Source organism: Staphylococcus hominis subsp. hominis (assembly GCF_002901845.1).
GTDB lineage: Bacteria > Bacillota > Bacilli > Staphylococcales > Staphylococcaceae > Staphylococcus > Staphylococcus hominis.
The window spans coordinates 243,469-256,408 of record NZ_PPQE01000028.1 but is presented as its reverse complement, the minus strand read 5'-3'; the positions used below and the strand labels follow the sequence as shown (position 1 = coordinate 256,408).

Genomic DNA, 12,940 nt, shown 5'->3' with positions numbered 1-12,940 from the left:
ATACTCCTCTCATACATGATGTATGTCCTATTCTTTTCTTTAGTATAATCGATATCTATTTATGTTTCACATGATACTTATCTTTTTTTAATTAAAATCCTATCTACAATAATACAATTCAGAAACACCCTCACTACGATAAGTAAGGATGTTTTTAATTGTAATTTATAGCTATTTACGATTGAAATTGATAGCTTTCATGTCCTTTAGCGAATCCCTCAACTGTATAAATCATTGATCCACCTTCTGAATTATTCTCAATATCATTGGTACATATTAACAATTGATTTGTACCTGGAATAAATTGTGGATGTGTAGAACGCAACATTTTCCCTTCATCACGACCTGGCATCAAGATTTGACCAATAGGATACCCTCTCTTATTAAAGACCAGAACACGACCCTGCCCATACATTGCAACATATAAGTTGTCATCACTATCAATACAAACAGAATCAGGTCCTTCATGACCAGTGAAATAATACGGTATGGTTGCTCCAAACGGTGCAATAGTCACACCATCATCTTCTAATTGAATACGGTGAAGTCGGTTCGTCGTTGTTTCAGTTACCCACAGTACTTTTTCATCGGTACTAAGTGCGATACCATTAGCAACAGAAATATTTTGTATCACGGGTGTCACCGTTTTAAAATCAGGAGAAACGTAGTAGACGCCACCTTTAGGATTCGTTGAATACCCTCTAAAGTCGGTGAAATAAAACCCACCTTTACTATCAAATACCATATCATCAATACAATAATCTGTATTGATGTCTGAAATAATGTCTTCAAAGTATTCTCCATGTTCATCTGTTGCGAAAATACCACCTGTAGATTCAAAGTCACCTAAGTAACATGTAAACAATCGTCCATCTTTATGAATTTTTACTGCAGCTGGATTTTGTTTTTCTGATTGAAACGCTACAGAAATATCTTTGCTTGGTAGATTAACTTTGAAAATCTTTCCACCAAATACTTCACATAAAAATAAGTTGTGTTCTCTATCAAAAATAAGTCCTTCAAGTTGAAGTCCTTCATCTGAAATTTCTAACCATGGTTCAGCTGTGACTGTTTGTAATTCACTTTCAGAAACAATAGGAACTACACTTTTAGATTTACCACTATACGTTAATTTAGGTAATTTATTATCCAACATATTAAATAAGCCTCCTTATGTCATTCATTTACATAGTTTATTATACGCTTGAAACATTCTAAACTTAAGCTTACTATATGTAATCGATTTCAATAAGTAAAATGATTCTCCTTATATAGGTCAATTGACTGATTTATGAGCGCAAATATTGAAAGAAGTTATAATTTTGTTAAAATATTATAATGTCGATTTTTATATAAATAACAATTTAGATACGTTTAACATACAGATAAATTAACTTTTAGAGGAGAATCAGAAAATGGATTATAGAGTGTTATTGTATTACAAATATACAACAATTGATGACCCTGACACATTTGCTACTGAACATTTAGCATTTTGTAAAGAACATAACTTAAAAGGTAGAATCTTAGTATCTACAGAAGGTATCAACGGTACATTATCTGGTACAAAAGAAGATACAGATCAATATATTGAACATATGCATGCAGATGAACGTTTTAAAGATATGACGTTCAAAATTGATGAAGCTGAGGGACATGCATTCAAAAAAATGCACGTACGTCCTAGAAAAGAAATTGTTGCTTTAGGTTTAGAAGATGATGTTGATCCACGTGTGACAACTGGTAAATATTACTCACCTAGTGAGTTCAAAGCTGCATTAGAAGATGACGATACTGTTATTTTAGACGCACGTAATGATTATGAATTTGACTTAGGTCATTTCCGCGGCGCCATTCGCCCAGATATTACACGCTTCAGAGATTTACCAGATTGGATTCGTGAAAATAAAGAAAAATTAGATGGTAAAAACATTGTGACGTATTGTACGGGTGGCATCCGTTGTGAAAAATTCTCAGGCTGGCTTGTAAAAGAAGGCTTTGAAAATGTAGGACAATTACATGGCGGTATTGCTACGTATGGTAAAGATTCAGAAACAAAAGGTGAGTACTGGGATGGCAAAATGTACGTCTTCGATGAACGTATTAGTGTCGATGTGAACCATGTAGATAAAACAGTGATTGGTAAAGAACACTTTGATGGCACTCCATGCGAACGTTATATTAACTGTGCAAATCCAGAATGTAATAAACAAATTTTAGTATCCGAAAAAAATGAAGCAAAATATCTTGGCGCATGTTCATATGACTGTGCCAAACATGAACGTAATCGCTACGTTGCAAAACACCATATTAGTGATGAGGAATGGAATCGTCGTTTAGAAAACTTTAAAGATGTTCCTGAACATATTCACGCATAATGACATGTACCCTTTATAAGTATCAACCTACTTTTAAAGGGTACTTTTACATAATTACTGTGCTATAATAACTTAAATTGAAACTTACCTAAGGTGATTGTTATGAAGAAGCACAGTAAAGATTACTTCCATCTTTTTTATAGTCAGCTATTCGCAAATACTGGAGACGTGTTAACCGTTGTCGGCTTAATTTCGGTAGTATATAGTATGACCTCAAAAACGACTGCCGCTTCTATGATTCCAATTATTTTTACTTCCGGTCTCTTTGTTAGTAGCTTTATTTCAAATTATATTTATCAGTATTTTACTCAAAAACAAGTATTATGGATTTTCCAAGGGCTTAAACTTGTGAGTCTATCCATCATCGCAAGTCTACTTATATTCGAGGAATCTCCAATATTTATTTTTATTCTACTATTTATAAATGCTCTATTTGATGGATTTACCAATCCAATTAAGAACGCGATGATTCCTTTTATTGAAAAGAAAGAATACATAACTTCGGCGAACGCTTTAATGAATATGATGAGTAGTATGGTTCAATTGTCGACATGGGCATTAGGTGGATTTCTGATGAGTCTGATTGGCGCTAAATATTTATTTTTATTTGCGCTTGTACTAGAAATCCTATCCTACTTCTTTATTATTCAACTTTCAGAACGGCATATTTATAATAATGAAAAAGAAAATATATTAAATAGCTTTAAAACTGTATTACGTCATAACTATTCCAATAAACTGAGTTTATATCTAAATCTATCTATAATTTTCGAATCTGTCGCAACGTCCATTTGGGTTGCTGCAATTATTCTTACATATACGAGAACATTTTTACATGTCGATGATTTTTGGTTTGGACTCATCAATGCTGCTTTCTTTAGTGGGACAATTATTGCTGGGTTATGGATGAATGATAAAGATCAATTTTTCACAAAAATAAGTTACCCTATTATTATTTATATTCCGCTCATATTAGCTTTTATTAATGCCAGCTTTATCCTACATCAATCTGTGTTACTTGCTTTACTCATGTCATTATTAATGGGAATTTTCGAAGATTCACGCTATATTTCTTTAAACTCAGTTGTACAACGTGAAGTACCAAAAGAAGCCCTAACATCCACCTATATACTGAATAATTTATTAAGCAGTATATTTTTCTCACTTGGTACTTTAGGTATTTCTCTTGTTGTAGATAATCAAGGAGTGATGTGGGCATATGTAATTAGTAGCGTTGCTTATGTGTTAACATTTGTTTTAGGTTTATATTTTAAAACAGCAATTAAAAATTAATTTACGAGGAGACGACGATATGTGTACAGGCATTACATTTCAAGCCAGCAATGGAGATGTTATTTTTGGAAGAACGATGGATTACGATTATCCTTTGAACGGCTTTCCTGCAGTTCAACCTCGAGGATACTCCTTTAAATCGCATGTCGACTATGAAGGGGAAACGTTGTATGCCTTTGCAGGTGCTGGTTCTGATATGGAGGGATTTGTTTTTGGAGATGGCGTCAATGAACATGGACTTGCCATGTCAAATCAATACGATCGTGGATATGCGTCATATGCGACAGACATTCGTGAAGGCTATATCAATATTTCGCAAACAGAAGTCCTTGTGTGGGCGCTCGGCTATAACAGAACTATTGAAGAACTTATTGAAAATGCGAAACAAGTTAACGTTGTAGCCTATTCATATAGTGATATTAACGAAGTTCCTCCATTACATTATCATTTATCTGATGCGACAGGGCGCACTGTGGAAGTGACATTTGTTGATGGTCGCATCGTCGTGATTGATAATCCAATTGGCGTGCTCACAAATAACCCAGATTTAAATTGGCATTATGAAAATTTGAAACACTTTATGCATGTGACACCATATAACATTGACAATACATTTTCAAAACAATTGAACTTAGGGAATACGAATGGCACATTCGGTTTACCTGGAGGGTATACGTCTGGCGAACGTTTTGTTCGAGCTGCTTATCTTGTTCATCACTTATTACCAAATAGCGATGATCATCCTATCTTAGATGCATTTAGAATTTTAGACCATGTGAGTGTACCAAAAGGCGCTGTTCGCCCTTCAGACAATGGATTTTATTATACGTTATATCAAACTGTTTTTAATTTAACGACAAAAACACTCTATATTAAATATTATGACTCGAATACCATTACAGAATTACAACTTACCGATGACTTAATAAATCGTGACGATTTGGTAGTCTTTTCGAGAAAGAATAAAGGGTTATATACTGAAAAAGTGAATGACTAACATATTTTTAAATCTAATAAAGTACCTCTCTTACATTAAATTGTAAGAGAGGCTTGTTATTTTTTCACTTTTATCATTCTTTATTTTATCTATAAACTAGTCCACCATCAGTTAAAATGGCTTGTCCAGTAATATAATCTGAATCTGATGATGCTAAGAATGACACTAAAGAAGCCACATCTTGTGGTTCTTGATAACGTCCAAGTTTAATTGCTGATGAGAACTGTTCAAATGCTTCACCTGGTTTTAGATTACTGTCTAGTTTAACCATTTCAGCATCAATACGATCCCACATTTCAGTTTTAGCAACTCCAGGACAATAAGCATTCACCGTAATACCTTTTTCAGCTAATTCTTTCGCTGCAGTTTGAGTGAGAGAACGTACTGAATGTTTAGTAGCACAGTATGTACCTAATACCTCATAAGATTCATGTCCTGCAATACTGCATGCGTTAATGATTTTACCTTTACTATTTTGCTTAATAAACTGTTTTGCTGCCGCTTGAATTCCAAATAACGTGCCATATACATTTATATGGAATAATTTATCCAATTCATCTTCTGTAATATCTAAAATAGGTGATACCGCATCTACACCAGCATTATTTACAAATACATCAATTTGACCAAATTCTGCCACTGCAAATTGAACTAATTCTTCTTGCTCTTTTTTCTTAGAAACATCACTATGAAATGCTACCACGTTATATCCATTCTCTTTAAATTCTTGTTCTGTTTTTTCTAGAGCTTTTTGATTAATATCTTGAATCACAATATTAAATCCATCATTGGCTAAACGTTGAGCAATTCCTTTTCCTAATCCTGCTGCTGAACCTGTAATGACTGCTGTTTTTGTCATAATACCACTCCTTTTACATAATTATTTTACCCTTCTAGTTTAATTTTATTCTTAATTTTAAATAATTCACAAACTGTTCATATATCTTTTACGTTGCCTTATATCATCATCTGTTTAATGATGTAAATAAGTGTTTATACCTTACGTATTAAACTGTAAAAAATTAAAGGAGAGGTTTTCTTATGAATATTTTAGTTACTGCATTTGATCCGTTTGGCGGAGAAAAGGTAAATCCGGCATTAGAAGCGGTTAGACAACTGGACCCTACTATTGGGGCACATACCATTACAACATTAGAAATCCCAACTGTATTTCACAAATCAAAAGATGTGATTCAACATGAATTAGAACATCATCATTACGACGTGGTATTATCGATTGGACAAGCAGGGGGACGTTTTAATATTACACCTGAACGTGTAGGCATTAATATTGATGATGCACGTATTGCGGATAATAAAGGAAATCAACCCATTGATGTTGCCATTCATCCAGATGGTGCACCAGCCTACTTTTCAAATCTTCCTATAAAATCAATGACAGAAGCGATTAAAAAAGCGGGTGTTCCAGCAAGTTTATCGAATACCGCAGGCACATTTGTCTGCAATCATGTACTTTATCAATTAGGCTACCTTGCAGATAAGTTTTATCCTAACTTACTATTTGGCTTTATCCATGTTCCCTTTATTCCAGAACAAGTCATAGATAAACCTAATACACCTTCGCTGTCTTTAGATACGATTACAAAAGGAATTACAGCAGCAATCAATGCGATTTCAGACCTCCCTGATGTTAAAGTAGCTTTAGGAGAAACACATTAGAAAATAAGATAATTAGTGATATATAAGATACAAATTCTATAATTAAAACGATTCTTTTTGTCTACAAAATATATAATTTTGTAGACGTTTTTTATTTTCAAAATAAATATTACCGTGTATTATTAATAAGTGACAAATATAAATTGAAAGAGGTTTTAAATTTGAGAAAGCATCTGCTTTTGTCATTCATGATGTGTGCGTCTCTCCTATTAACTGGATGTACACATGATCATCATCAACACAAAGAGGTGAAAGTATCTCTTGCACGAGAATTTAACCCGAGCCAGTTAGATGCACAAGCGTTTGATGTTCCGATGCCTGTCTACAGTGCAATATACCAACCTCTTGTTACATATGGAGAAAATGGAAAGATTGAGCCTGGTTTGGCTAAATCTTGGAAAGTCTCTAATAACGGAAAAGATTATACGTTTCACTTAAAACACCATATTAAATTTAATGATGGTTCGAACTTTGATGCGAAAGCAGTCAAATTTTCAATTGAACGTGCGAAAGCGACAGATAAAACGAATCCTATGGAAACATTAGATAAACTGAAGTCGGTTACTATTAAAGATAACTATACTGTAGATATTCATTTGAAAATGCCATCAAATCAAGTATTAAATGAATTATCACAAATACGTCCGCTACGTATCATGAGTCCACATGCGGTAAAAGATGGTAAAACCACTGGAAAATTTGAAAAAGCGATTGGTACAGGACCATTCAAAGTAGCAGATTCAACAAATGAGACTGTGACTTTTAAACCGAATCCTTATTATCACAACCATCATCCATTGGATTACGATTTAATTTTTCAAACAATTGAAGATAGCGATTCGAGACATCTTGCAATGGAAAGTCATTCTATTGATATTACAGGGGGTTCACTAGGACATTTGACTCCTCAACAAATCAAGGAATCATACCGTAATCAAGATTTAAAGGTAAAACAATATCCAAGTACAGAAACACAGTTCATGGCCTTTAATCCAGAGGTCTCATTACTTCAAAATAAAAAGATGCGCGAAGCAATCAGTAAAGCGATTAATACTGATCACTTATCATCAAATAAGCAGCTTAAAGGATTATTCCAAGACGGCGTAGAATTCGTGAATGATACAAATCAACACACCCATTCATATAATCCTACTCAAGCGACACGCTTATTAGAACAATTAGGCTATAAAAAAAATGATCGGGGCTACTTTGAAAAAAATGGACGAGACCTTTCTTTAAAATTAGCGCTCCAAACTGATGAATTTCCTGAATGGAAAACAAAAGCAGAAATTATGCAACAAGATTTGAAAAACGTAGGTATTCATTTGGATATTAACGTTTTAGATGCCCAAACGTATTATGAAACACTCACTATCCGAAAAGATTATGATCTTATTTTCTATCGTTCTTATACGAATGCGCTCATGCCATATAACTTTTTAAATGCACGCTTTAAGCAAGACGGAGATAAGCCCGGTATGTTCGCAAACGATGTTCAGCTAACAACAATGCTTAACCGCTTCTCAACCATTACCAATAAGGATGATCAACAACGTGCATTTAATCACATCTCACATCGCATCAATCAACAGTATCTTGAAGTGCCAATTGCTTATCCAAACGAAGTGTTTGTTACAAGTCCTAAAATTAAGCAATTCGAATTCTCAGGACAAACGGATGCACCCATTAATTACGATAAATTGAAGGTATCTCATCATGATTAGTATGATTAAACATTTACTTAAACTTATATTATATTTCATTATTATTTCGTTTATCTTATTTGTGCTACTTGAACATACAACTGGAAATCCAGCGATTCAATATCTACATGAACATGGTGTCGCACAAATCACAGATGAACGAATTAAGATGGCTCAAGATAAACTTGGATTAAGCCAAGCATTGCCTATTCGTTATTTACAATGGTTAGGTCATGCATTTACAGGCGATTTAGGCACGAGCTTTAGTAACGGCGAGCCTGTCACTGACCGTATTGCTAAAGCCGTTGCTCCTACCTTGAAACTTATTTTTATCTCAGCCATCATCTTATTTCCACTTGGCTATATTATTGGCTATCTCTGTGGGAATTATCCTAAGAAAAAGTGGTCCATATTCATATTACGTGCGTCTCAAGTGGTGACATCACTACCAGAATATTGGTTAGCCATTATTTTTATTTACTATTTCGGTGTGAAATGGCATCTTCTACCATTTGTTGGAAGTTATAGCTTTGAATACTTTATTCTACCTATCGCTATTTTAGTCTTAGTTGAAGGGAGTCATATGGTTTTACTCAGCAGTCATCTATTTGAACGTACACTTCGTAATGAAGCATACCAACTTGCCTCATTACGTCAGTTTAAATTAAAAGATCGTATTTACGTACAAGTTAAAGACATCTTAGCGCCATTACTTACGATTACAATTAATAATTTTATTCGTTTATTCAGTCGAGTCATTATTTTAGAAGTCATTTTTAGTATTTCAGGGTTAGGAAAATTGCTTATTATTAGTATTAATCTTCGGGATTATCCACTCATTCTAGGTATTCTAATGATGATGATTACAATCATTATGATATTGAATTTCCTGGGTGATATTTTACTAGAAAAAAGTGACCCTCGTTTGAATATGTCGAAAACGTTAGGAGGGCGAGTAACGTATGAAGATTAAACATTTCATATGGCCTATTGCAATAATCATTTTAGCTGTACTCGCTTATGCCCTATATGATAAAGCAAATCAAATTCATCAATCTCAAGCATTACGTCCCCCAAGTTTACATCATTTACTTGGTACGGATGATTTGGGTAGAGATTTTCTAACACGACTATTTGTAGGTAGCTTGATTACACTTGGTCTTACTGCATTCATTATGATAGGGACAATCGTGCTTGGACTGATCATTGGTCTTATTTCAGCTATAGTAGGTAAATGGTTAGATTCTATCATTATGGCACTTGCAGATATGTTAATCGCTTTACCAGCTATCATTATCGCGCTTGTCGTCCTTGGTTTTATTAATAATTCTGTAGTAGGATTATGTCTTGCACTCATCATCGGCTGGCTCGGTCGCTATTTGCGGTATTTCAGAAATTTAGCACGTGACACGATGACACAACCGTTCGTTAAATTTGCGCCACTTAGTGGGATGTCGAAGTTCCAAGTTACAATACATCACATTGTGCCACATCTCATCAGTGACATTATGGCACTTGTTACTGCAGATTTTGGTAAGTTAATGTTAAGTATTTCCGGTCTCGCCTTTATTGGTTTAGGAGTAAAACCCCCTATTCCTGAATTAGGCGCCATTTTACATGACGGTAAAAGTTATTTCTATTCTGCGCCCTGGTTATTTATCTTTCCAGGTGTCTTATTAGGAGGGTTCGCACTCATATGTCAAATACTCAATCGTCGTCACCTACATTAGATACAGTCCTTTATATCAATGATGTATCTGTTTATCACAAACATGAACCATTACTTAAACAGATACATTTAAAGATTGAAAAAGGAAGCTTTCATTGTTTAATTGGAGAAAGTGGGAGTGGTAAATCTTTACTTACACGTACTGTACTGAATATGAAAGAAGATGATTTAACCTATCGTGGTGAGATTCATCTCGATTTAACACAAACGGATGCAATGTTCCAAGATGCGAATCGCAATTTTTTCCAAAATGTTCGTATCAACCGCCACTTTGATGCATTGTTTGACTCTATGTCATCTTCATTAACACGTGATCAGCAAAAAGCATTTGTATTACGTCAATTTAAACATCTCGGATTGGACCAACCTGAATCCATTTATTATCAGTATCCTTTTGAATTGAGTGGTGGTATGGCACAACGAGTTGCACTTGTCATGGCTATTGTAAGAGAAGCACAGTTTTTAATTGCAGATGAACCGACTAGTGCGCTAGATCAACACAATCGTCATAGTTTAATGGCTCTACTGCATCATGTAGTGACAGAACATGATATGACAGTGCTATTTGTAACTCATGATTTAAACTTAGTCTTAAACTATGCAACACATATCAGTGTCATGCTAAACGGAAACATTGTAGAAACAGGGCGTGCTTCTGATATTTTACGTGATCCTCAGCATGCTTACACGAAGCAATTGATTGAACTAGCTAATAGGAGATATCAATATGTTACAGATTAAACAGTTAAATAAAGCTTTTTCTAATAAACAGATATTTAAAAATTTTAATTATACATTAGAGACACACGATCATTTATTGATAAGTGGCGTAAGTGGAAGCGGAAAGTCTACTTTGGCTCAAATTATTGCAGGATTAGATTCAAATTATCAAGGTACACTCATATATAACGATTTAGAACTTGGCCATATTTCACAACACAAATGGATGAAACATATCCAATATGTGCCTCAATATCATTCGAGTACACTTGATCCAAATAAAACAGTTCATTGGATATTAAAACAACCTTTAATTCATTTTCATTATCCTAAAGCTATACATGAGGACAGAATAAAAGAAGTCATGTCGCAATGTAAGTTAGAATCACAATTACTTGGTAAAAAAGTGAGTACTTTAAGTGGTGGCCAATTCCAAAGGCTATGGATAGCAAAAGCTTTGCTTGTAGAACCAGATGTCTTGATTTTAGATGAAGCAACAACAAATTTAGATATGGTGAACGAAGATATCATCTTACAAATGTTAAGAGAATTTCAACATTTACAGTTAATTATCATTACACATGATTCATATTTATTGAAAGCTTTACCTGGTAAACATTTAAATATTGGTTAATTCAAAATAAAGAGTGGGACAACGAGTTTTGTCTCACTCTTTTCATAAATAGTTCAAATATTTTATAAAGTAAGTTGTAGGTTGAAATCAGAGTATGTTATGTTCAAGTTGCAGTATACGTAGTTCAAATAAAAACATTAGAGGTGATACAACCATGACTCAACAAGGTATTACAGAAACACGTATGCATTCAGATTCAAATCTTGACTCTCATTATCATAAAAAAGATGAACATTATCCTAAAGGGAATCGCTTCTTAAATGTTCTTATTTTTATAGGATGGATGTTACTTGCTCAGATTCCTATTGTTCTTATTTTATTTATTACTAATTTTTCTGCAAAAATGGATGTTACAAGTGGAACACTAGCAACATTATTATTTATGCTGTTAGCCGCTGTCGTTATTTGGCTGGTTAGACGTTATTATCAACGGCATACATATGAGCCAATTAAACCGTTTAAACGCAAAGATATTATGATTAATATCGGATGGGCACTATTACTTCGCGTTATTGTCATTGGAATGAGTTTTCTAATGATGGCAATAACAGGTCAAGCACAGACAGAAAATGATAAGGCATTACTGGGTAACTTTCAAGGCGCGAAACCTTCTCCCGATCAACTTGGACAAGCGTTTCCTGTCATAGTATTTGCACTCACCCTTACGTTTGTAGCTCCCTATTTAGAAGAATTAATTTATCGAGGTATCTTTAAAGAAACGCTATTTAAACGTAGCAGTTTCTGGTTACCATTTATTTTATCCTCACTTATTTTTGCTTCCCAACATGGTATTTCAAATTGGGTTGCGGTCTTAATGTATATCATAATGGGGATGGTGTTCTATCTCGCTTATCATCGTCGTCATAACGTTAGAGATAGTATGATGGTTCATATGATTCATAATGGTGTAACGGGTATTGTGATTATTGTGAGTTACTTTATCGCAATGTTTAGCTAAAAAAGGATACCTGTTAAATGAAGTCGACAACTATTTCGCCAAAAAAGGAGTGGAACGGAATTCATTTTGAATTCGTCGGTCCACTCCTTTTTTAATTCATTCGATCAATCTATATCAATATGATTTGAATCCTCATTAAATGTTTCAGTTTTAATATTTTTATCTTCCAAGAAATTGGCAATATCTTGTTTTTCTTGATCATTTACAATGTCTTGATCTTTATTCACTTGCTCAATATCATTAAAAATAGATGTATCATCATCCGATTTTAATGAGATTTCTAAACTTTTTTGCTCTATGCGATTGGCTGTTGAAATATAACGACTTATTTTATCAGTATAGATCACATAATCATTATTTGGCATCTGATTATTTTGAATGTATTGTGCAAAATTTGTATCATTCTCATTCTCTAATTGAACAAGCTTTTTTAATTTGTTCGCTTCTGTGTTGGATAACTTTTGATTGGAATATAATTTCATTTTATATGTATTCATCGTATCATTGATTTTTTTATCAATATTACTATACGTTTTAATATCTTTTTTAATCGTTTTTTCAGAAATCTGTACATGTCGTACTGATGTTTTTTCAAAAACATGATCCGGTATCTTTGTATCTGGTTCTAGACTGATATCTTGATCATCAGAATTCTTATTTTCTTCTGTTGAATGTTCTTCTTGTGTATTTGCTTTGTCCGAAGGGTCACTATCCTCTTTAGACAATCGATGACATCCCACTAAGCCAATAGATAATATGAGAATAAGTGTTACTATCACTATCTTTTTCATAACTTTTCTCCTTAACTACGTTTATTTATCTTTACTTTAAGTATAGAACAATTACAA

General features: G+C 33.7%; 13 protein-coding genes. 10 read left to right on the top strand and 3 right to left on the bottom strand.

The window, feature by feature from the left end; genetic code table 11:
- Positions 1 to 175: 175 nt before the first annotated feature.
- Positions 176 to 1,156, bottom strand: a complete 981-nt coding sequence (locus tag CD034_RS08445) for an SMP-30/gluconolactonase/LRE family protein (protein WP_002449248.1) — start codon at positions 1,154 to 1,156, stop codon at positions 176 to 178.
- A 259-nt stretch (positions 1,157 to 1,415) separates the two neighbouring features.
- Here CD034_RS08445 and trhO point away from each other — a divergent pair, with 259 nt between their 5' ends.
- The 3 genes from trhO (at position 1,416) to CD034_RS08430 (ending at position 4,668) form a co-directional block, all read left to right on the top strand.
- Positions 1,416 to 2,378 (top strand): oxygen-dependent tRNA uridine(34) hydroxylase TrhO, encoded by a 963-nt coding sequence (gene trhO, locus CD034_RS08440; RefSeq protein ID WP_002449550.1) that lies wholly within the window; start codon positions 1,416 to 1,418, stop codon positions 2,376 to 2,378.
- 102 nt (positions 2,379 to 2,480) lie between these two features.
- Positions 2,481 to 3,671, top strand: a complete 1,191-nt coding sequence (locus CD034_RS08435; RefSeq protein WP_002488238.1) for an MFS transporter — start codon at positions 2,481 to 2,483, stop codon at positions 3,669 to 3,671.
- A 19-nt stretch (positions 3,672 to 3,690) separates the two neighbouring features.
- Positions 3,691 to 4,668: a choloylglycine hydrolase family protein gene (locus tag CD034_RS08430; RefSeq protein ID WP_002449351.1), complete on the top strand. Its 978-nt coding sequence runs from the start codon at positions 3,691 to 3,693 to the stop codon at positions 4,666 to 4,668.
- 85 nt (positions 4,669 to 4,753) lie between these two features.
- Here the strand turns inward: CD034_RS08430 and CD034_RS08425 are convergent, their stop codons facing one another.
- Positions 4,754 to 5,527: an acetoin reductase gene (locus CD034_RS08425; RefSeq protein ID WP_002449443.1), complete on the bottom strand. Its 774-nt coding sequence runs from the start codon at positions 5,525 to 5,527 to the stop codon at positions 4,754 to 4,756.
- A 182-nt stretch (positions 5,528 to 5,709) separates the two neighbouring features.
- Here CD034_RS08425 and pcp point away from each other — a divergent pair, with 182 nt between their 5' ends.
- The 7 genes from pcp to CD034_RS08390 all read left to right on the top strand — a co-directional run bounded on the left by pcp (position 5,710) and on the right by CD034_RS08390 (position 12,092).
- On the top strand, positions 5,710 to 6,348 hold the full coding sequence (gene pcp, locus CD034_RS08420) for a pyroglutamyl-peptidase I (RefSeq protein ID WP_002454706.1): 639 nt from the start codon (positions 5,710 to 5,712) through the stop codon (positions 6,346 to 6,348).
- 161 nt (positions 6,349 to 6,509) lie between these two features.
- The gene (locus CD034_RS08415; RefSeq protein ID WP_039984114.1) at positions 6,510 to 8,072 is read left to right on the top strand and encodes a nickel ABC transporter substrate-binding protein; all 1,563 of its coding nucleotides are present in this window, start codon (positions 6,510 to 6,512) and stop codon (positions 8,070 to 8,072) included.
- Entirely contained in the window at positions 8,065 to 9,024 is a 960-nt protein-coding gene (locus CD034_RS08410) for an ABC transporter permease (protein WP_002449445.1), read from the top strand. The genes CD034_RS08415 and CD034_RS08410 overlap by 8 nt, the downstream gene beginning before the upstream one ends.
- The gene (locus CD034_RS08405; protein ID WP_002449346.1) at positions 9,014 to 9,781 is read left to right on the top strand and encodes an ABC transporter permease; all 768 of its coding nucleotides are present in this window, start codon (positions 9,014 to 9,016) and stop codon (positions 9,779 to 9,781) included. Before CD034_RS08410 ends, CD034_RS08405 begins: the two co-directional genes overlap by 11 nt.
- Entirely contained in the window at positions 9,748 to 10,521 is a 774-nt protein-coding gene (locus CD034_RS08400; RefSeq protein ID WP_002449331.1) for an ATP-binding cassette domain-containing protein, read from the top strand. The genes CD034_RS08405 and CD034_RS08400 overlap by 34 nt, the downstream gene beginning before the upstream one ends.
- A complete protein-coding gene (locus tag CD034_RS08395) occupies positions 10,508 to 11,134 on the top strand; it encodes an ATP-binding cassette domain-containing protein (RefSeq protein WP_002449241.1) in 627 nt (208 codons plus the stop codon). The genes CD034_RS08400 and CD034_RS08395 overlap by 14 nt, the downstream gene beginning before the upstream one ends.
- 154 nt (positions 11,135 to 11,288) lie before the next feature.
- Positions 11,289 to 12,092: a CPBP family intramembrane glutamic endopeptidase gene (locus tag CD034_RS08390; RefSeq protein WP_002449357.1), complete on the top strand. Its 804-nt coding sequence runs from the start codon at positions 11,289 to 11,291 to the stop codon at positions 12,090 to 12,092.
- A gap of 104 nt (positions 12,093 to 12,196) precedes the next feature.
- On the opposite strand, the gene CD034_RS08385 is transcribed toward CD034_RS08390, so the two are convergent.
- Positions 12,197 to 12,883 (bottom strand): NDxxF motif lipoprotein, encoded by a 687-nt coding sequence (locus CD034_RS08385; RefSeq protein WP_002488241.1) that lies wholly within the window; start codon positions 12,881 to 12,883, stop codon positions 12,197 to 12,199.
- Between the last annotated feature and the right edge of the window lie 57 nt (positions 12,884 to 12,940).